We start from the raw sequence: 19,388 nt of genomic DNA on the forward strand, positions 1-19,388 counted from the left end.
GACGACCGGGTTGATAGGCCGGAGGTGGAAGCACGGTAACGTGTGGAGCTGACCGGTACTAATAGGCCGAGGACTTGACCACAAAGCAGACTTTTTTGAGAAGTGTCTTGCTCGCGTCCACTACGCAATTCTGAGACAGCAAACAACTGCTGTCTGACAGGGTTGCGGCGGTTATGGCGGGAAGGAAACACCCGGTTACATTCCGAACCCGGAAGTTAAGCTTCTCAGCGCCGATGGTACTGCACTCGGGAGGGTGTGGGAGAGTAGGTCATCGCCGCACAATTCTTGTGAGAGAGGGCCACCCTTCGGGGTGGCCCTCTTTTTTTGTTTGTCCTTCTTCTCACACTGCGAGAGTCCTCGCCTGACGTCCACTCCGACGTCCTCGAGGCTGTAATCGGCCGGCCACCGGGCAAGCGGCCTTCATCCGGCTCATGGACGTTCCTGGGCTTGCTAGGCTGGAAGACACCGGGCCACCCCAGGGGTGGCCTTCGTCGCGTAAGGCCCGTGGGCGGGCGGCGACCAGCCACGGTGGACCGTCGTTGTGAGTCCGCTGGGTGAGCCAACGAAATGGACCAGAAGTGAACAGAGATAACGGATCGGACGGCGGACAGCGCGGGCGCGGCGACTACGGGGACAGGCGCTCCAGCGGAGGCGACAGGAGCGGGGGGTACGGCTCTCGCGGGCGAGACTCTGGCGGTGACCGTCCGTTCCGTTCTGACGACAGGTCGCGTTCCTACGGGCGAGACCGGGCGCCACGGCGGGACGACGGCTATCGGGACGATCGCGGTCCCCGGCGAGAAGGTGACGAGCGTCGTTCGTTCCAGGATCGGGATGATCGTGGTCCGCGTCGTGAGGGCGGCTACGGCGATCGTCGCGAGGGCAGGTACGGGGACCGTCGCGAGGGCGGATCCCGTGACGATCGAGGCCCGCGCCGGGAAGGCGGCTACGGCGATCGTGGCCAGGGCCGTGAGGGCGGATACCGGGACAACCGTGGCCCTCGACGCGAGGGGGACGATCGCGGACCTCGCAGTGACGATCGCCGTACCTATCGGGACCGTGATGACCGGGGTCCACGCCGTGAGGGTGACGAGCGTCGTTCGTTCCGGGATCGGGATGATCGTGGTCCGCGTCGTGAGGGCGGCTACGGCGATCGGCGCGAGGGCAGGTACGGGGACCGTCGCGAGGGCGGATCCCGTGACGATCGAGGCCCGCGCCGGGAAGGCGGCTACGGCGATCGTGGTCCGCGTGAGGGCGGTTTCGGTGATCGTGGTCCGCGTCGTGAGGGCGGTTTCGGCGATCGTGGTCCGCGTCGTGAGGGCGGCTACGGCGATCGTCGTGAAGGGAGGTCCGGGGACCGTCGCGAGGGTGGATTCCGTGATGACCGGGGTCCGCGCCGTGAGGGTGACGAGCGTCGTTCGTTCCGGGATCGGGATGATCGTGGTCCGCGTCGTGAGGGCAGCTACGGCGATCGGCGCGAGGGTGGCCCCGCGCGCTCGTTCTCACGCGACGATCGAGGCCCTCGTCGTGAAGGCGGCCACGGCGATCGTGGTCCGCGTCGTGAAGGCGGCTACGGTGATCGTGGTCCGCGTCGTGAAGGCGGCTACGGTGATCGTGGTCCGCGTCGTGAAGGTGACTACGGTGATCGTGGTCCGCGTCGTGAAGGTGACTACGGTGATCGTGGTCCGCGACGTGAGGGCGGTTTCGGTGATCGTGGTCCGCGTCGTGAGGGCGGCTACGGCGATCGGCGTGAAGGCAGGTCCGGGGACCGTCGCGAGGGCGGGTTCCGTGACGACCGAGGCCCGCGTCGTGAGGGCGGCTACAGCGGCCGACGCGAGGGCGATGGAGGCTCGCGTCGTGGCGGCGGTTATGGCGACCGTCGTGAGGGCGAGCGCGGTCCCCGGCGTGAGGGTGGCCCCAGCCGCCCGTTCTCGCGGGATGACCGCGGTGAGCGCCCCAGCTCCCCGGGCACCCGTGCCAGGTACGGCAGGTCCGACCGGGAGGACGAGGCTCCGAAGCGCGAGAAGCTGCCCGATGTCCCGCTCGACATCACCGCGGACGAGCTCGACAAGGAAGTCCGCGAAGAACTGCGTTCCCTCCCTGGCGACCTCGCCGAGCTGGTGGGCCGGCACCTCGTCGCCGCTGAGCGGGCGCTCGAGGACGACGACCCCGACCGGGCGCACGAGCACACGAAGGTGGCACGCAGGTTCGCGGCCAGGATCGGCGTCGTACGTGAGGCCGCCGGCATCGTCGCCTACCGCGCGGGGCACTTCTCCGAGGCGCTGAGCGATCTGCGCGCGGCCAGGAGGATGACGGGCTCGGAGGCGTACCTGCCGGTCATGGCCGACTGCGAACGCGGTCTCGGCCGCCCCGAGCGGGCGATCGACCTCGTACGTTCACCAGAAGCCGAACGACTCGACCGAGCCGGACGCATCGAGCTGACCATCGTCGAGTCCGGCGCCCGCCGTGACCTGGGCCAGCACGACGCCGCTGTGATCACCTTGCAGCGGCTTCCCGAGCTGCGGGATCCGCAGCCCAGGCCGTGGTCGGCGCGGCTGGCGTTCGCGTACGCGGACGCGCTGGCCGATGCCGGGCAGCAGGAGGCGGCCGCGGAGTGGTTCGGCAGGGCGATGGCGTTCGACGAGGACGGGGAGACGGACGCGGCGGAACGGTACGCCGAGCTGACCGGTGCCGTCATCGAGGACGTCGAGGAGGACTTCGACGACGACGCCGACGCCGATGAGGCGGGTGCGGAAGCGGACGGCCTCCTGGAGGAGGAGCCGGTCTCCGAGGGTGGCGCGGCGGAAGAGCCCGCCGACGTACTGGATCGAGAGCCGCGGTCAGAGGACCCGTCCGACGGCCCCGAGCCGGAGCGAGCGGGCCCGGCTGAAGCACCGGATCAGGAGGGTTCGGCTGCCGTACCCGATCGGGAGCCGGCGCAGGCGAGCACGGACGAGGTGCGGGACGGAGGACCCGAGCAGCCCGGCCCGGCCGGCGCCGCAGAGGGCCCGGCCGATCAGCAGGACACGCCAGAGGCAACGGCACAGGTCCAGGCTCCGGGCATCACCCCGGCGTTCATCGAGCCGAACTTCGGCGACGTGCTCGACGAGCGTGACGATTCCGCCTCGGAGGACAAGCCCAAGACCGACGACTGACGTCTGAAGGGCTCTCCCGCGTCTCGCCGTACTGGGACCACCCCGCGGTGCCGCTGCCGTCGTGGCGCGTTGCTGCCGCACCGCTGTAATCGCGGTGTTCCGGTATGGCGGGACGCGGGGTGTGGCTCCACACGGCTCCCGCCGCCCGGATACGTACACCCGCGCATCCCGCTGTGCCGCTGCATAGCTGCGATCCCGCCGTACCGCTATGAACCCGCCGTACCCCTGCTGTCGCTGTATTCCGGTACGGCGGGATGCGCGGGTGTGGCCCTTCACGGGCCCTTTGCCAGGGGACGGCCCCGGAGCTGAGCCGTCCCACACATATGGGGCGATGAGGTGACGACTCCCCCAAACGGAACTGTGGTACGGCGGGGGCTGGGCCGCTACGGTGAGACGCGGTTGAGCCAGTGGAGGATCCCCGCCACGTTCGACGGAGCACCGCTCAACATCTCCAGCTGCTCACCCGCACCACCGTCGTCATCCGGCTCCGGCGCACTGTAACGCTCCTTCGTACGCTCCCTGACCATGGCCACGGCGTGGTCCAGATCCATCCCCTCAGAATGGGCCTGCTTGGTGAGATCCACCCAGATGCGAAGCTCCTCCGCGGACCGTTCGAGAATCTCCTGCACGGCGTCAACCGGCCCGTAGTGGCTGAACAGCAGCCGTTGTGGCCCAAGCGCCTCGAACAACGCGATCGAGTCGAGCGCCGTCTGCAGGTCGAAGTCCGGGGGCGGCGTCGCGGGACGGAGGTCGCCTGTTTCGGGCAGGTAGACACCGGCCGCATCACCGACGTACAGATCGCCGGTGGCGGAGTCGATCAGCCCCACGTGATGTTTCGCGTGGCCGGGCGAGTAATGGCTGTTCAGCGTACGTCCGTTGCCCAGGTCGATGGCCCCGGTGTCGCCGAGGGCGACGATGCGTTCAGCGTCAGTGGGGGACAGTTCGCCGAAAAGCGTGTCGAGCTTGTCGCCCCACACCATCCGCGCACTGGCCATCAACCGTGACGGATCAGCGAGGTGGCGGGCGCCCTTCTCGTGTACGACGATTTGCGCGGACGGGAAGAACTTGGCGATGTCGCCCACCCCGCCCGCATGGTCCAGATGAATGTGGGTCACCACGACGGTGGCCAGATCCTCCGGTCCGACACCGAGCGAGGCGAGCGCATCACGCACTACGGGCGCCGAGGTCGACGTACCCGTCTCCACCAGGCACGGTCGATCACCCAGAATCAGATAACCGGCGGTGATGCCCGTGTATCCAGCCATTTTGGTGTCGATTTCATAGACGTCGCCGCCCAGCGCGGTGATGTTGTCCACAGGCACTCCCGAGCGTCCAGCTGTTGTCCCCAGAACGGCGTTCCAGCCGATCCGGACTCCTCCTCATCGTAGAGAGTGATCCCATCAGAGCACCGACAGGAGGACAACAGTGGACAGAAACGAAGTCTTGCTGGTGGGCCGGCTCTCCGCGGCGGTCGAAGAGCACCCCATGCCCAGCGGCGACACCGTGACGAAGTGGCGCATCACTGTGCGCCGCCGCCGCCACAGACGCGGAGCCGCCCTGACGGACAGCATCCCGTGCGTCACCTTCGACCCGGAGACGGCCGCCATAGTCCGCAGTCTCAAACCGCGCGACTACATCGAGGTGACAGGGGCCTTCCGCTGTCGTGTCTTCGGCCCGTCCGCAGGCAAGATCTGGCGATACGAGGTGGAAGTGAGCTCCGCCAAACCGTACGAAGCCGACCTCCCTCGACCCGACGCCCTCCCGGACGACCCCACCCTCAGCCCCAACGGAAGCCTCGCCGCCCTGATCCCCCGTCAGGTGGCCTACCTGGCACCGGCCAGCTGACCCCGACACCGGCGGCTGGTCTTGCGGCGTGGAACGGGCAGCAGATCGAGGACCGCTCGCGCCAGGCGGACGGCGCCGGAAGGTGGCCGCTGAAGGCGCCCGCGTGCCCAGCGCGACAGGGGAGGGTGCTCCGCCTCGGTGTGTGGAAGGCGCTGGATGTGATCGCGAGGACCGCGTGTCCCGCCGAGTGCGGGGCGCTGGGTCAGTCGATGGCGAACGTACGGAGGACCAGGCCAGTCCTGGGCTTTGGGCCGAAGGAGGTGGATTTGCGGGGCACTCGTTCACCGCCCGCGGCGACGGCCAGCACGTCCTCGACCGCGAGGGGCTTGAGGAGCACTGCTGTGCCGCCGGTACGGATGGCCAGCCGCACTGCTGCGTCCGTGTCGTGGTGCACGACGCGTACGGCCTGTTCGTCGTCACGCATGCCCCAAACCTTGGGCAGCACGAACTCCGTGAGGATGGAGGTGTTGAGGGAGTTCCAGCGCTCGGAGCGGTCGGGCGGCATGGCGCGGGCGAGCTGCATCGGGTCAGGGTCGGTGAGCAGGTGTGCGCCGCCTTCACCGGCGAGCAGAAAGGCCGGTTCGGGAGCCTCCTCCAGCGCGGCCAAGCCCTGCGCCAGGTCGTCGAAGTCGCGAACACGCCATGAGCCCTTGGCCTTGGCCGCCGCCTCGGCGAGGGGAAGGTCAGGGATCACGCGGTGGATGGCCTGGAGGTTGGGCGGGTACGCGGTGGAGTCGACGAGCAGGGCCAACCCGAAGTCCCACGGTCCGACGACGGGCTCCGCGTCCTCCGGTGGCCTGGTCTGTGCGCGGTGGTGGGTGGCGTGCTCCTGCCGCTGGAGTACGCGGTACGTCGCGTACCGGTGGTGGCCGTCGGCGATCAGCGCTTGGCGGTTGTGAAGGTCGGCGTTTATGGCATCGATTTCGGACGTGTCCGTGATCGCCCATAGGCGGTGCGTGAGGCCGTCTTCCGTGTGTGCGGATACGAGGGGAGACCGCGTCGAAGCCACCTCGTCCACCACGCGGGTGGCCGTGCCGTGGTCGCCGTCGTAGAGGAGGAAAATGGGTTCGAGGTTGGCCTGGGTGGTGCTCATGAGGGCGTGCCGGTCGGCGATCGGTCCCGGCATGACGTCCTCGTGGGGCAGGATGATGCGCTGCCCCGGGTCGGCCAGGCCTACGTCGCCGATCAAGCCGCGTTGCAGAACACCTGGCCCGCTCTGCTCGTACACGTAGAGCGCCGGCGCCTCGTCCGGCACCAGGATGCCGGAGTCGAGCCAGGCCCTCAGCGTGTCCCTGGCCCCGGTGTAGCGGTTTTCGACCGCTGTCTCGTTCGGCGGGGAAGGGGCGGCTTCTGCCATGGGGGCCGGTTCGGCGTCGGTTGAGGGGCTGCCGTTGGTTGTGATGTCCGTTGGGATTCGGCGGCTGAGCGAGGGCTCTGGTTCCCCTTGCCGGTGGGTGGCCGGGCGCTGGGCTGGGGAGTCGCCGCGAGGGGAGCGGGGAAGGATGAGGCGGACGACGTTGTTTGGATGGGAGTCCAGGAGGGCGTCAACGTCGGAGTCGGAGATCAGGTCGTACGGTGGAGAGGTCACCTTGGCGGGATCTTCGACAGCGAAACGTACGCCTCGGAAGGGCCGTAGCACGAGTCCATCCGGCAACGGCAGTTCAGGAGTCCCCATACCGGGCATGCTCCCATAAATGCTTGTGCCTTCCGGAAGTCACCCCTTGGTTGCAGTCGTGCCCGTTCCGCAGCAGGGCGGGGCGGGATCGCCGCTCACCGCTGAAGGAGTCCTCACGCATGACCCACGATGGAAACGTTCACGATGACGACTCGGGCGCTCCCCGAGGTGGTGTCTACGATTGGTACCAGCGTGGGGTGAAGTTGCTGAAGGAAGGCAGCCCGGCTGCCGCCGCCGCGTTGCTGGAGCGCGCCGCCGCGGCTGAGCCGGAGTCGCGCAGCATTCTGGAGGCGTTGGCTCGGGCGCAGTTCAACTCACGGCAGTACGCGGAGGCCGCGGCCAGTTTCCGGCAGATCGTGGACGCTAATCCGGCTGAGGATTATGCCTACTTCGGGCTGGGGTTGTCGTTGTGGCGGACTGGGGATGTGGAGGGCGCCCAGGAACCGCTGGCCATCGCGGTGGCCATGCGTCCGGATGAGCGGCACTATGTCTCGGCCTTGAAGAGTGTTCGCGCTACCTTGCGGGCTCGCCGAGAGATGTAGCCAGGGAGTGCCGGGACGACGTAGGTTGGCTGGCCCTTTCTCCTTTGCGGTCGGTCTCGTCCTTGTTCGGAGCGGGTGTGGGTCGGGACGCGAGGCCGGTCGGTTGGGATCGGGCGTTCGTGCGGTGGTGTCTGGGCTGAGATGCGCGGTCTGGGGGTATCGGTGGGTGCGCAAACCCGTCGGCACGTTGGTCTAGTTGGGCTGCGAGCTGGTGCGGGGCCTCCCTGGTAGGCGGGGTGAGCGTAGCGGCTGGGCCTGGGAAGTGCGCAGGGCAGGGTGGGAGTTGAGGTGAGGTGTGCGTGGATGGTCGGCCCTTCTGCAGATGGGTGTAGGGCTGGCGCTAGAGTCTCACGCGGCGAAAAAGGCGAACGGGGAGAGGCGCTGTGCTGATCGACGGCTATGACACCCTGCTGCTCGACCTCGACGGCGTGGTCTACCTCGGCAGTCACGCGGTTCCCGGGGCTCCGGCGGCGTTGGAGGAGGCTCAGCGGCGAGGGGTGCGGCTCGCGTACGTCACCAACAACGCCTCCCGTACGCCTGCCGCCATCGCCACCCACCTGCGTGAGCTCGGAGCGCCTGCGACGGCCGGTGACGTGGTGACCTCGGCGCAGGCGGCCGCCCGGCTGATCGCCGAGAGGGTGCCGCCCGGGTCGAACGTGCTCGTCGTCGGCGGCTCGGGGCTGCGGCTGGCCGTACGGGATCGAGGATTGCGGCCTGTCTCGACGGCTGCCGAGTCGCCCGTCGCCGTGGTGCAGGGGATCGCGCCCGGCTTGTCGTACGGGCTGCTGTCGGAAGGGGCGCTGGCCGTGCGGCAGGGGGCGTGGTTCGTGGCCTCCAACGGGGACAGCACGATGCCTACGCAGCGGGGGGAATTGCCGGGGAACGGGGCGATGGTCCGGGTGATTGCCGCAGCCACCGGGGTCGAGCCCGTTTACGCGGGCAAGCCGGACCCGCCGCTGCATCGGGAGTCCATGATCCGTACGGGGGCTCGCCGGCCACTGGTCGTGGGAGATCGGCTGGACACCGATATCGAGGGGGCATCCAATGCGGGCGTCGACAGCCTGCTGGTGCTGACCGGGGTGGCCACGGCCGTCGATGTGCTGACGGCGGGTCCGCGGCATCGGCCCACCTATGTCGGTGCGGACCTGCGCGCGTTGCTCCTGCCGTATCCCGAGGTGCGGGACGGGGTTTGCGGAGGGTGGCGGGCCTGGTGGCAGGACGGCGTTCTGCGCCTCGACGGTGACGGGAGCCGGATCGACGGGTTGCGGGCCGCCTGCGACGCGGCCTGGGCTGTGGCTGGTACGGGGCGGATCGAGGAGGACGCCGTCAAGCCCGTGCTGGATCGGCTCGGTTGAGCGGATGGCGGCATCGTGCCGGAGCAGGGCGACCAGGTCATCCGGGTGGCTGAGCTGAAGCTGAGCTGCCCGGTCGGGTGGTCGGCTCAGGCGATTCTGTGGCTTGTGTGGCGGGTGAACTGCCAGGCGCCCACCGCCAGCAGCAGCGACGAGGCAGCCACCAGCGCCCCCAGTGACAGCGGCACCCCGCCGCTCCACCCCCGCAGCACCAGCAGGCGCATGGCCTCGATCGCGTACGTGAGCGGATTCACCCGCGCCACCACCTCCATCCACCCCGGCATGGCCGACAGGGGCACGAACGCGTTGCTCATGAACAGCAGCGGCAGCGACGCGAAGCCGGTGATCGCGAAGAACGTCCCGTGCGAGGGCACCGCGCACGCCAGCGCCATCGCGGCAGCCGTCAGCGCCAGCGTCAAGAGCGCCGTCGCCACCAGGATCGCCAGCACGCCCAGAAGCCCCGACGCGGGCCGCACGCCCAGGGCGAACGCCACCAGCAGGATCCCGACCACCTGGGCCGAGTTCATCCCCACCTGGAACACGAACCGCGACACGATCAGCGAACTACGCCTGATGGGCATGCTGAGCAGCTTGTCCAGATAGCCCGACTCCTTGTCGAACAGCAGCGGCATCGCCGCCGTCACCCCGTTGCCCACCACCGTGAAGGCGATGATGCCCGGCACCGAGAACGCGATGTAGTCGCCCGTGCCCACCACCCGCGGATCGACCGCGCCGCCCAGAGCGCCCGAGAAGAACACCAGCCACACGGCCGGCTGCAGCACGCTGAACAGCAGGTTCAGGCGCTCTCTGAGCGTCATCAGCAGCCAGCGCCGCGACAGCGCCAGCACCTCCTGCGACCACATCGTCAGCCCTCCTCTCGAAGCGCGTGTCCCGTGTGCTGGAGGAACACCTCGTCGAGGGAGGGCGCTCCCATCGCGGCCTTCAGCTCGGCGGGCGTCCCGCTGACCACCTGCCGGCCATGGTCGACGATCGTCAGCCGGTCGCAGAGCCGGTCCGCCTCGTCCATGTAGTTGGTGGCCAGCAGCACGGTCATCCCGTCGTCGCAGAGGGAGCGGATGTGGTCCCACATGTGGTGGCGGGACTGCACGTCCAGGCCGAGGGTCGGCTCGTCGAGGATCAGCAGCTCGGGCCGGTGCAGCAGTCCGCAGGCCAGGTCGAGGCGCTTCTGCATGCCGCCGGAGTACTCCTGGACGAGCCGGTCGGCGCTCTCCGACAGCCCTACGAGCTCCAGCACCGCGCCGGCCCTGGCCCGCACCTGCCGCCTCGGCACGTGGTACAGGGCCGCCTCGATCTCGGCCTTCTCCCTGCCCGTCAGCATGTAGTGGCCCATGGGCGAGACCTGCTGCATCACGTACCCGATGCGCCGGCGCACCTCCCCGGCCGCCCGCACCACGTCGAACCCGCACACCCGCGCCCTGCCCCCGCTCGGGGGGAGCAGCGTGGAGAGCATCCTGATCGTGGTGGTCTTGCCCGCGCCGTTCGGGCCGAGCAGGCCGAAGATCTCCCCGCGCTCGATCGCCAGGGCCAGGCCGTCGACGGCGAGGCGGTCGCCGAAGGCGCGGCTCAACTGATCTGCCTCGATGATCAGACCCATTTGATTTGCCTATCAGTTAATGGTTAATGAAGACATTAAATAACTGAGCGGGTGGCAGGTCAATCGGGTCCAGTGGGATGGATGAGGCCGGTGCGGGGTCCTTGGAGGAGGTGGGGGCGGGCGGGGCGTTGCGGGGGTGAATGCGCGATTTCGGGGTCGGTAGAGGGCGAAGGAGTCAGAGAAGTTTGCGCAGGCGGAGCAGGTCGCCGAAGCTGGCGTCGATCTTCACTCGTCCGCCGAGCAGCGCCCTGGCCAGGTCCAGCTCCCCGTCCGCCAGCGCGATCAGGTCGTCGCTCGCGATCGTGAGCTTGACGTCGGCCGGCTTGCCGTCCGGCGGCGGCTGCTCCGTGAACGGCTCGAGCCCCCCGTGGTGCAGGCGGCCGTAGAAGATCACGTCGAGATCGCTGACCCGGCAGCTGACCGTGCGCTCGACCACGTGTTTGGCGCGGTCCTCCTCGTCGATCTCGTCGAACTGGGCGACGAGCTTGGCCAGTGCCGACCGGCACTCCTCGACGCTTGCCATGATGCGCATCCTTTCTTCCTTTTGCGGAGGGTAGCGTTCCACATGAGTAGCACCACCGTATGAGCTTCAACGAATGACACGCCTGCCGAGGTCCCGGGCGCTCGCGGGAGGCGTTACGGTCGAGTCATGAGTGAGCTGCAGGAGGAGACCGGCGACGAGCGGGTCGACGCCATCGTGGCCGGTCTGGGCCGTCTGGCCGAGCTGCCGGTGAGCGAGCATGTGCAGGTCTTCGAGGAGGCGTTCTCCGGGCTCGAGTCCACACTGGCCGCCGTGGAAGAGCAGTGAGCCGCAGGATCCGCCTCGACAGCGAGCTGGTACGCCGCGGCCTGGCCAGGTCGCGCGAGCAGGCCGGCCAGCTCATCGAGGCAGGCCGGGTCACCGTCGGCGGCCAGCAGGCCCGCAAGCCCGCCACCCAGGTCGACACCGCCTCCGCCATCGTCGTCGCGCTCTCGGAAGAGGGCCCCGACTATGTCTCGCGAGGAGCGCACAAACTGCTCGGTGCGCTGGAGGCGTTCGAGAGCCTGCGGGTGGAGGGCCGGCGCTGCCTCGACGCGGGCGCCTCCACCGGCGGCTTCACCGACGTGCTGCTGCGCCGCGGCGCCGCCCACGTGCTCGCCGTGGACGTCGGCTACGGCCAGCTCGCCTGGTCGCTGCGCACCGACGAGCGGGTGACGGTGATGGAGCGCCTCAACGTCCGTGACCTGGCCCCTGACATGCTCGGCGAACCGCCCACGCTGATCGTCGGCGACCTGTCGTTCATCTCGTTGCGGCTGGTGCTGCCTGCCCTGGCCTCGGTCGCCGCGCCGCGGGCCGACTTCGTGATGCTCGTCAAACCGCAGTTCGAGGTGGGCAAGGACCGCGTGGGGGCGGGCGGCGTCGTACGCGATCCCGAGCTGCGCAAGGGCGCCGTGCGTGACGCCGCCGCGAAGGCCCGGGAACTGGGGTTGACCGTGCGGGGCGTGACCGCGAGCCCGCTGCCGGGACCGTCGGGAAATGTCGAATATCTGCTCTGGCTGGGCAAGGGGGAGGGCGAGCCGCCGGTCGCCGACCTCGAAGCCGAGATCCAGCGTGCCGTCGCGGAAGGGCCGCAATGAAACGGACCGTGCTGGTCGCCGTACACACCGGGCGTGACGCCGCAGTCGAGAGCGCCCGCCTGGTCATCAACCGGCTGGTCGACGCCGGGATCGCCGTGAGGGTGCTCGAGTCGGAGTTCGGCGAGATCGGCTGCCGCGGGGTCGAGTCGGTGCCAGGAGACCCGGGCGCCGTCAAGGACGCCGAGGTCATGATGGTGCTCGGCGGCGACGGCACGCTGCTGCGCGCGGCCGAGCTGGCCAGGCCTGCCGGCACGCCGCTGCTGGGGGTCAATCTCGGGCATGTCGGGTTCCTGGCCGAGGCGGAGGTCGCCGACCTGGCGGCCGCGGTCGACAGCGTCGTGGCGGGCCGCTACGACGTCGAGGAGCGCATGACGATCGATGTTCTCGCCAGGCTGAACGGGCGGGTGCTGGCCGACACGTGGGCCCTCAACGAGGCCACCGTCGAGAAGCAGGAGCGCATGCTCGAAGTGGTCGCCGAGATCGACGGCCGGCCGCTGTCGCGGTGGGGCTGCGACGGTGTGATCTGCGCCACTCCGACCGGCTCGACCGCCTATGCTTTCTCGGCGGGCGGACCCGTCGTGTGGCCGGAGGTGGAGGCGCTGCTCATGGTGCCCATCAGCGCGCACGCGCTGTTCGCCAGGCCACTGGTGGTCTCCCCGCGCTCCACGCTGGCCGTCGAGATCCTGCCCGACACGCCGGGCGGCGTCCTGTGGTGCGACGGCCGCCGCCGCTTCGAGCTGCCGTCGGGCTCTCGGGTGGAGGTGCGCAGGGGCGCCGATCCCGTGCGCCTGGCCCGCCTGCACGGCGTGGAGAGCACCGGCGCGCCGTTCACCGACAGGCTGGTCGCCAAGTTCGAGCTTCCTGTTCAGGGCTGGCGCGGAAGGGTGCGACCCTGAGTCAATAGATGGGAGAGCGCGTAGGATCACATGGGCGCAGGTGTTCGGAAACGACGCGTGTGGCCATCAGACACGGCAGTGAACGGGAGTGGGCAGTGCGACCAAGGGTCGAGGAGGTCCGCATCCAGGGGCTCGGCGTCATCGACGAGGCCGTTCTCGAGCTTTCGCCGGGCTTCAACGTGGTCACCGGCGAGACCGGCGCGGGCAAGACGATGGTCGTCACCGGGCTCGGGCTGCTGTTCGGCGGCCGGGCCGACCCTTCGCGCATCCGCCCGGGGGCCGAGCGCGCCTCCGTCGAGGGCACGCTGGTCATCGAGCCGGGCGGGCGCGTCTCCCAGCAGGTGGAGGACATCGGCGGCCAGGTCGAGGACGGCGAGCTGATCATCTCGCGCACCGTCTCGGCCGAGGGGAGGTCGAGGGCTTGGCTCGGCGGGCGCACGGTGCCCGTCGGCACCCTGACCTACCTGGCCGACGACCTGGTGGCGGTGCACGGGCAGATGGATCAGCAGCGGCTGCTCCAGCCCGCCAGGCAGCGCGCCGCGCTCGACCGCTACGCGGGTGACGAGCTCGTCAAGCCGCTGCGCGCCTACTCTCAGGCGTACAAACGGCACAAGCAGGTCGGCGCGCTGCTCGAGGAGCTGACCACCAGAGCCAGGGAGCGGGCGCAGGAGGCCGATCTGCTGCGCTTCGGCCTGGAGGAGATCGAGAAGGTCGATCCCAAGCCGGGTGAGGACGCCGAGCTGCGCGGCGAGGAGGAGCGGCTCTCGCACGCCGACGCCCTGCGCAGCGCCGCCACGACCGCGCACACGGCGCTGCTCGGCGACCCGATGGAGGCGGCGGGCAGCCCTCATGACGTGATCTCCCTGCTCGGCGAGGCGCGGGCGGCCGTGGAGGTCGTGCGCGACTTCGACCCCCAGCTCGCCTCCGTGGCCGACCGGCTGGCCGAGGCCGGATACCTCATCTCCGACGTGGCCACCGATCTGGCGGCGTACGCGGAGTCCGTCGAGGCCGACCCCGCCCGGCTGGCGGCCGTGCAGGAACGCCGGTCGGTGCTGTCCGGGCTGATCCGGAAATACGCGGAAGACAGCGCGGGTGTCCTGGCATGGGCGCAGCAGGCCGCCACGCGGCTGTCCGAGCTCGAGGGCGACGACGAGCGCATCGAGGAGCTGACTCGCGAGCACGAGGAGCTGACCGCCCGGCTCACCGACCTGGCGGGCGAGCTCACCAGGGTCCGCGAGGCCGCCGCCGAGCGGTTCGGCCAGGCGGTGACCGAGGAGCTGACGGCGCTGGCCATGCCCCACGCCAGGGTCGTCGTCCAGCTCGCCCAGAGCGAGGACTTCGGTCCTGAGGGCCGCGACGAGGTGGAGCTGCGGATGGCCGCCCATCCTGCCGCGCCGCCCCTCCCGCTCAACAAGGGTGCCTCCGGCGGCGAGCTGAGCCGCGTCATGCTGGCGATCGAGGTGGTGTTCGCCGGCGCGGACCCGGTGCCGACGTTCGTGTTCGACGAGGTCGACGCCGGTGTGGGCGGCAAGGCCGCGGTCGAGATCGGGCGCCGGCTGGCCAGGCTCGCCCGCACCGCGCAGGTCATCGTGGTCACGCACCTGCCGCAGGTCGCCGCGTTCGCCGACCAGCACCTGGTGGTCGAGAAGGCGAGCGACGGCAGCGTCGTGCGCAGCGGGGTGGTCACGCTCGACCACGAGGGCCGCGTACGCGAGCTCTCCCGCATGCTGGCCGGTCTGGAGGACTCCGAACTCGGCCGGGCACACGCGGAGGAACTACTCGGTCTGGCCGCGGCAGACAGGTGATCCTGAGTGACATAGTGGACACGCCGCGTGATGCGTGGCCTCCGCGCTGTTTCGCTCTGGCAGGATGGTCTTGATGAAGGTTCCGGGGAGCAAGATGCCGGGCCTCCGCGGCAGGAAGGTTGGTGACCTTCCCGGTGTAACGGCAGTGGCGAGAATCGATCGGCGTACCAAGAGGCTGACAAAGCGTCTCCAGCCCGGGGAAATCGCGATTATCGACCACGTCGACGTTGACCGGGTCAGCGCGGAGGCACTCGTCGCGTGCGGTGCCGCGGCCGTAGTCAATGTGGCCAGCGGCATCAGCGGCCGTTACCCCAACATGGGGCCACAGATCCTGCTCGAAGCGGGCGTGCCGTTCGTCGACAACGCCACCCGCGATCTGTTCGAACGGGTCAAGGACGGCGACGTCGTCCGCGTCAACGACGGCGTTGTCTATCTCGACGACGACATCGTCGGCAAGGGCGACGAGCAGACCGCTGAAGCTGTCGAGGCGGCCATGGCCGAGGCCCGCGCCGGGCTCGCCGTGCAGATCGAGGCTTTCGCCGTCAACACGATGGAGTACGTCCGTGGTGAGGGCAGGCTTCTCATCGACGGAGTCGGCGTGCCTGAGATCCGCACCCCCATGGAGGGCAGGCATGTCCTCATCGTGGTGCGCGGATATCACTACAAGGAAGACATCGCCACGCTCCGCCCCTACATCCGCGAATACCGCCCCGTCCTCATCGGCGTCGACGGCGGGGCCGACGCGCTGCTGGAGGCCGGCTACCTGCCCGACGTGATCGTGGGCGACTTCGACTCGGTCTCGACCAAGGCCCTGACCAGTGGCGCCGAGCTGATCGTGCACGCCTACCGCGACGGCAGGGCGCCGGGCCTGGAGCGCGTGCACCAGCTCGGCCGCGAAGCGGTGATCTTCCCCGCCACCGGCACCAGCGAGGACATCGCGATGCTCCTGGCCGACCGCAAGGGCGCCGAGCTGATCGTCGCCGTGGGCACCCATGGCACGCTGGAGGAGTTCCTCGACAAGGGGCGCCCCGGCATGGCCAGCACCTTTCTCACCCGGCTGATCATCGGCAGCAAGCTCATCGACGCCAAGGGCGTGAGCAGGCTCTACCGCAGCCGCATCTCCACCCCGCAGTTGCTGCTACTCGTGATCACGGCGCTGATCACGATGAGCGTCGCGCTCTTCCTCTCGCCGATCGGCCAGACCTGGCTGAACGGACTGCAAGATGCCTGGAACGCGTTCATCTTCTGGCTGGTCGGACTCTTCTCGTGATCGATTTCCGTTATCACCTCGTCTCCATCGTCGCGATCTTCCTGGCGCTCGCGGTGGGGATCGTGCTGGGCACCACGCTGCTGCAGGAGCCGGCGGTCAAGTCGGCGCAGGAGGTGGCCGCCCAGCTCACCAAGTCCAAAGAGGACCTGCGGACGCAGCTCGACGCCCTCCAGGGCCGCGAGGCCGGCAACGACGCGGTCATCGCCGCCATCACGCCGAGCCTGGTGGCGGGCGGTCTGACGGGCCAGCGGGTGCTCCTGGTCGAGACGCCCGGCTCCAGCACCTCCGTACGCGAGGCCGCGCAGCAGGTGCTCACCCAGGCGGGCGCGCAGATCTCCGGGCGGGTCGCGCTGACGGAGAAGCTCCTCGACCCCAAGGGCACCGGCGTGCTCGACGGCCTGGTCAACCAGCTCAAACCGGCCAACATGATGTTCCCCGCCACGGCCACCTCCTGGGACAGGGCCGCCACGCTGCTGTCGGCCGCCTTCGTCACCACCGACCAGGCGCAGGTGGGCACCCCCAACCCGGCCACCGCCGACGTCGTCAGCGCGTTCGAGACCGGCGGGCTGCTCACCACCGAAGGCGACCCGCTCAAGCGGGCCACGCTCGCCGTCATGTTCGCGCCGGAGAAGCCGTACGAGGGCGAGAACGCCGAGCTCCAGGCGGGCGCGCTCGTCTCCATGGCGAACGGCCTCGACGTGGCGGGCAAGGGCACGGTGCTGGCCGGGATCGCCGCCGCCACCGCCGTCCCCGGCGATCCGATCGCCGCGCTGCGCGACGACAGCGAGATCGCCAAGCGCGTCACCGCGGTCGACACCGCAGACATGCCCGCGGGCCGCGTCGCGATCGTCTACTCTCTCCGGGAGCAGATGAGCGGCCGCGCCGGCCAGTACGGCATCGGCAAGGGCATCTCCGCACCGCTGCCCTCGGTGCCGGCCGCCACCCCGTCACCCACCACCCAGTCAGGGAGCTGACATGCCTGCCACCCGGGTCCGTGGCCTGCTCTACGCCCTCGCCGGTGCCGCGATCGGCGCCGCGGCCGCCCGCGTCGCGTACACCGCGTTCACCCGCAACCGCCCGGCCGAGCTGACCGACCGCTGGACGCGCAAGAACCACCGCGGCGAGCCCATCACACTTCTCGAAGGCCCCGCGTTCGTGGCCGGGGCCGGCGCCGCGGCGGCGCTCACGCCCGGCCTGCCGGGCCGCCTGCGCCTGGCCGCGCTCGTCGTCGGCGGGGGCAGCGGCGCGCTCGGCGTGTACGACGACCTGTACGGCACCACGTCCTCCAAGGGCTTCAAGGGCCACCTGACCGCGCTCGCCCGGGGCGAGGTCACCAGCGGCGCCGTCAAGATCCTCGGCATCGGCGCCACCGGGCTCGGCGCGGCCGCCCTCGTCTCCCGGGGACCGGCCGACATCCTCGTCAACGGCGCCGCCATCGCCGGCGCCGCCAACCTCGCCAACCTCTTCGACCTGCGCCCCGGCCGGGCCATCAAGGTGGGCCTGCTGACGGGCGGGCCGCTGCTGGCCGCCTCGCTCTTCCGCGACGCGCCCGCCGCCGCCGCGCTGGCCGCCGTGCCGCTGGGAGCCGCCGCGGCGCTGCTGCCGGAGGACCTCGGCGAGCGCGCCATGCTCGGCGACGCCGGCGCCAACGCCCTGGGCGCCCTGCTCGGGCTCGCCGCCGTCACCAAGCTGGGCAGGCCCGGCCGGTACGTCCTGCTGGGCACCGTCGTGGCGCTGACCGCCGCCGCGGAGAAGGTCAGCTTCACCAAGGTCATCGCGGGCAACCCCGTGCTCAACCGCATCGACATGCTCGGCCGCCGTCCCGCCGACCCTGTGTGAGCCCGCGTTTGTCGGTACGGCCTGCCAGGATGTTCTGCGTCAGCGTGGTCGGGAGCGGGGCTGAGGGGGCCGGGTGGCTGTGGTGACGGCGCGCGGGGTCGCGGGCGGCGCCATGCTCATCGGGGCCATCACCGTGCTGGCGCGCATCGCCGGCTTCGCCAAGCAGTACGCCTTCGCGCAGACGGTGGGCACCAACTGCCTGGCCACGGCCTACATGACGGCCAACCAGATTCCCAACATCGTCTTCGAGGTGGTCGTCGGCGGCGCTCTGGCGGGGATGGTCGTCCCGGTGCTGGCCGGGGCCGCCGCCCGCACGCCGGCTCCGGATGAGGGCGTCACCGGTCCTCACCCGGCCGGCCGTTCGGTGGAGCGGGTCGGGTGGATCAGCTCGGCGCTGCTGACCTGGGTCGTCGTGGTGCTCGTCCCGCTGGGCGTGCTCACCGCGCTGTTCGCCGGTCCGATCATCGGGCTGTTCTTCGGCGCGGCCATCGACGGGTGCGAGGACGTCGGGGCGGTGACGGCGGTCGCCGCCCGGATGCTGGTCGTCTTCGCCCCCCAGATCCCCCTGTACGGCGTCGCCGTCGTGCTCTACGGCGTGCTGCAGGCGCACAAGCGCTTCGCCGGGCCCGCGGTGGCGCCGCTGGTGTCCAGCATCGTGGTCATCATGGCCTACCTGCTGTTCGTGCCGCTCAGCGGCGGAGCGTCCGATCCTGCCACGGTGCCGGGCCCGGCCGAGCTGGCGCTGTCGGCAGGCACGAGCCTGGGGGTGCTGTCGCTGGTGCTGGCCGTGATCGGGCCCACGGCCCGGCTGGGGCTGCGGTGGCGGCCCACCCTGAGATTCCCCGCCGGGGTGGCCGCCCAGGTGCGCAGGCTCGCCCTGGCCGGGATCGCCGCGCTCCTCGCCCAGCAGGCCGCCATGATCGTGGTGCTGGTGCTGGCGAACAAGGCGGTCGGCAACGGCGCCATCGCCGTCTACAACTACGCGTGGGCGATCTACCTGGTGCCGTACGCGGTGTTGGCCGTGCCCATCGCCACCAGCGCGTTTCCCCGGCTGGCCGCGCAGGCCGGCGAGCCGGAGGCGTTCTCCGAGCTGGCGGCGCGCACCACGCGGGCCGTGGTCCTGGTGTCCGGGCTGGCGGCCGGCGTGCTGGCCGCCGCGTCCTGGCCCGGCGCCGTGGTGTTCCTCGGGTTCAAGTCCGAGGTCCCGGCGGACGAGCTGGCCCGGGCCATCGCGCTGTTCGCGCCGGGGCTGGTGGGATACGGGCTCATCGCGCACCTGAGCCGGGTCCTGTACGCGGCCGGGCGCGGCCGGGCGGCGGCCACCGGGACCGTCGCCGGGTGGCTGGTCGCGATGGTCGCGCAGGTGGTGTTCGCGCTGGCGCTGCCCGACGGGTGGCGGATCGGGGGGATGGCGCTCGGCATGAGCGTGGGCATGAGTGTGGGCGGGGCGCTCCTGCTGGGCTCCGTGATCCGTGCCCGGGGGAGCGGGGCCGTGGCCGGGCTGCCCAGGGCCGCCGGCGCGGCGCTTGGCGGCGGCCTGCTGGGGTACCTGGCGGGAGCCGGCGTCGTGGGGCTGATCGGGGCCGGCGGCATCTGGCCGAACGCGTGGGCCGCCGTGCTGGCCGCTCTCGTGGCGCTGGTGGTGGGTGCGGCGGTCATGGCCGTCGTGGACAGGGCCGATGCCGCCACCGTGGCCGCATTGCTGCGACGGAGCGGGGCGCGTGATGGCGCCGGCTGAGCAAGGGGCGGCGCGTGATGGTGCCGGCTGAGCCAGGGACGG

At 70.4% G+C, this 19,388-nt stretch carries 18 protein-coding genes and 2 rRNA genes; 15 read left to right on the forward strand and 5 right to left on the reverse strand.

Annotated elements, in window-relative coordinates:
• The 4 genes from ACIBVN_RS18655 to ACIBVN_RS18670 all read left to right on the forward strand — a co-directional run.
• Positions 1 to 82: ribosomal RNA gene (locus ACIBVN_RS18655) — 23S ribosomal RNA — on the forward strand; the annotation flags it as partial.
• Between the two features lie 81 nt (positions 83 to 163).
• Positions 164 to 280, forward strand: a 5S ribosomal RNA gene (gene rrf / locus ACIBVN_RS18660).
• 416 nt (positions 281 to 696) lie between these two features.
• Positions 697 to 2,283 carry a hypothetical protein gene (locus ACIBVN_RS18665; protein WP_397137864.1) on the forward strand — a complete coding sequence of 529 codons (1,587 nt, stop codon included), beginning with the start codon at positions 697 to 699 and terminating at the stop codon, positions 2,281 to 2,283.
• Positions 2,193 to 3,152, forward strand: a complete 960-nt coding sequence (locus ACIBVN_RS18670) for a hypothetical protein (protein WP_397137866.1) — start codon at positions 2,193 to 2,195, stop codon at positions 3,150 to 3,152. Before ACIBVN_RS18665 ends, ACIBVN_RS18670 begins: the two co-directional genes overlap by 91 nt.
• 383 nt (positions 3,153 to 3,535) lie before the next feature.
• Here the strand turns inward: ACIBVN_RS18670 and ACIBVN_RS18675 are convergent, their stop codons facing one another.
• Positions 3,536 to 4,468, reverse strand: coding sequence for an MBL fold metallo-hydrolase (locus ACIBVN_RS18675; protein WP_397137868.1), 933 nt, complete (start codon positions 4,466 to 4,468; stop codon positions 3,536 to 3,538).
• A 109-nt stretch (positions 4,469 to 4,577) separates the two neighbouring features.
• Between ACIBVN_RS18675 and ACIBVN_RS18680 the strand changes: the two genes are divergently transcribed.
• Complete coding sequence (locus ACIBVN_RS18680; protein ID WP_397137870.1) at positions 4,578 to 4,997, forward strand: single-stranded DNA-binding protein; 420 nt, start codon at positions 4,578 to 4,580, stop codon at positions 4,995 to 4,997.
• A 202-nt stretch (positions 4,998 to 5,199) separates the two neighbouring features.
• On the opposite strand, the gene ACIBVN_RS18685 is transcribed toward ACIBVN_RS18680, so the two are convergent.
• Positions 5,200 to 6,681 carry a DUF1015 family protein gene (locus tag ACIBVN_RS18685; protein WP_397137872.1) on the reverse strand — a complete coding sequence of 494 codons (1,482 nt, stop codon included), beginning with the start codon at positions 6,679 to 6,681 and terminating at the stop codon, positions 5,200 to 5,202.
• Positions 6,682 to 6,791: 110 nt separating this feature from the next.
• Between ACIBVN_RS18685 and ACIBVN_RS18690 the strand changes: the two genes are divergently transcribed.
• Entirely contained in the window at positions 6,792 to 7,214 is a 423-nt protein-coding gene (locus ACIBVN_RS18690; RefSeq protein WP_349448995.1) for a tetratricopeptide repeat protein, read from the forward strand.
• A 383-nt stretch (positions 7,215 to 7,597) separates the two neighbouring features.
• Positions 7,598 to 8,569 carry an HAD-IIA family hydrolase gene (locus tag ACIBVN_RS18695; protein WP_397137874.1) on the forward strand — a complete coding sequence of 324 codons (972 nt, stop codon included), beginning with the start codon at positions 7,598 to 7,600 and terminating at the stop codon, positions 8,567 to 8,569.
• Positions 8,570 to 8,655: 86 nt separating this feature from the next.
• Here the strand turns inward: ACIBVN_RS18695 and ACIBVN_RS18700 are convergent, their stop codons facing one another.
• The 3 genes from ACIBVN_RS18700 to ACIBVN_RS18710 form a co-directional block, all read right to left on the reverse strand.
• On the reverse strand, positions 8,656 to 9,429 hold the full coding sequence (locus tag ACIBVN_RS18700) for an ABC transporter permease (RefSeq protein WP_397137876.1): 774 nt from the start codon (positions 9,427 to 9,429) through the stop codon (positions 8,656 to 8,658).
• 2 nt (positions 9,430 to 9,431) lie between these two features.
• Positions 9,432 to 10,181 (reverse strand): ABC transporter ATP-binding protein, encoded by a 750-nt coding sequence (locus ACIBVN_RS18705; RefSeq protein ID WP_397137878.1) that lies wholly within the window; start codon positions 10,179 to 10,181, stop codon positions 9,432 to 9,434.
• A gap of 175 nt (positions 10,182 to 10,356) precedes the next feature.
• The gene (locus ACIBVN_RS18710) at positions 10,357 to 10,704 is read right to left on the reverse strand and encodes an SCP2 sterol-binding domain-containing protein (protein WP_397138382.1); all 348 of its coding nucleotides are present in this window, start codon (positions 10,702 to 10,704) and stop codon (positions 10,357 to 10,359) included.
• Between the two features lie 126 nt (positions 10,705 to 10,830).
• On the opposite strand from ACIBVN_RS18710, the gene ACIBVN_RS18715 reads away from it, so the two are divergent.
• From ACIBVN_RS18715 to murJ, 8 genes are all read left to right on the forward strand, one after another.
• The gene (locus ACIBVN_RS18715; protein WP_397137880.1) at positions 10,831 to 10,989 is read left to right on the forward strand and encodes a hypothetical protein; all 159 of its coding nucleotides are present in this window, start codon (positions 10,831 to 10,833) and stop codon (positions 10,987 to 10,989) included.
• Positions 10,986 to 11,798 (forward strand): TlyA family RNA methyltransferase, encoded by an 813-nt coding sequence (locus ACIBVN_RS18720; RefSeq protein ID WP_397137882.1) that lies wholly within the window; start codon positions 10,986 to 10,988, stop codon positions 11,796 to 11,798. Before ACIBVN_RS18715 ends, ACIBVN_RS18720 begins: the two co-directional genes overlap by 4 nt.
• A complete protein-coding gene (locus ACIBVN_RS18725; RefSeq protein WP_397137884.1) occupies positions 11,795 to 12,694 on the forward strand; it encodes an NAD kinase in 900 nt (299 codons plus the stop codon). The genes ACIBVN_RS18720 and ACIBVN_RS18725 overlap by 4 nt, the downstream gene beginning before the upstream one ends.
• A 95-nt stretch (positions 12,695 to 12,789) precedes the next feature.
• A complete protein-coding gene (gene recN, locus ACIBVN_RS18730; protein WP_397137886.1) occupies positions 12,790 to 14,499 on the forward strand; it encodes a DNA repair protein RecN in 1,710 nt (569 codons plus the stop codon).
• A 73-nt stretch (positions 14,500 to 14,572) separates the two neighbouring features.
• A complete protein-coding gene (gene steA, locus ACIBVN_RS18735; protein WP_397137888.1) occupies positions 14,573 to 15,769 on the forward strand; it encodes a putative cytokinetic ring protein SteA in 1,197 nt (398 codons plus the stop codon).
• A complete protein-coding gene (locus ACIBVN_RS18740; RefSeq protein ID WP_397137890.1) occupies positions 15,766 to 16,743 on the forward strand; it encodes a copper transporter in 978 nt (325 codons plus the stop codon). Before steA ends, ACIBVN_RS18740 begins: the two co-directional genes overlap by 4 nt.
• A gap of 1 nt (position 16,744) precedes the next feature.
• Positions 16,745 to 17,608 (forward strand): hypothetical protein, encoded by an 864-nt coding sequence (locus tag ACIBVN_RS18745; RefSeq protein WP_397137892.1) that lies wholly within the window; start codon positions 16,745 to 16,747, stop codon positions 17,606 to 17,608.
• 73 nt (positions 17,609 to 17,681) lie between these two features.
• Positions 17,682 to 19,346 (forward strand): murein biosynthesis integral membrane protein MurJ, encoded by a 1,665-nt coding sequence (gene murJ, locus ACIBVN_RS18750; protein ID WP_397137894.1) that lies wholly within the window; start codon positions 17,682 to 17,684, stop codon positions 19,344 to 19,346.
• Positions 19,347 to 19,388 lie beyond the last annotated feature (42 nt).

The sequence above is a fragment of the Nonomuraea sp. NPDC049400 genome (genome assembly GCF_044466425.1).
GTDB lineage: Bacteria > Actinomycetota > Actinomycetes > Streptosporangiales > Streptosporangiaceae > Nonomuraea.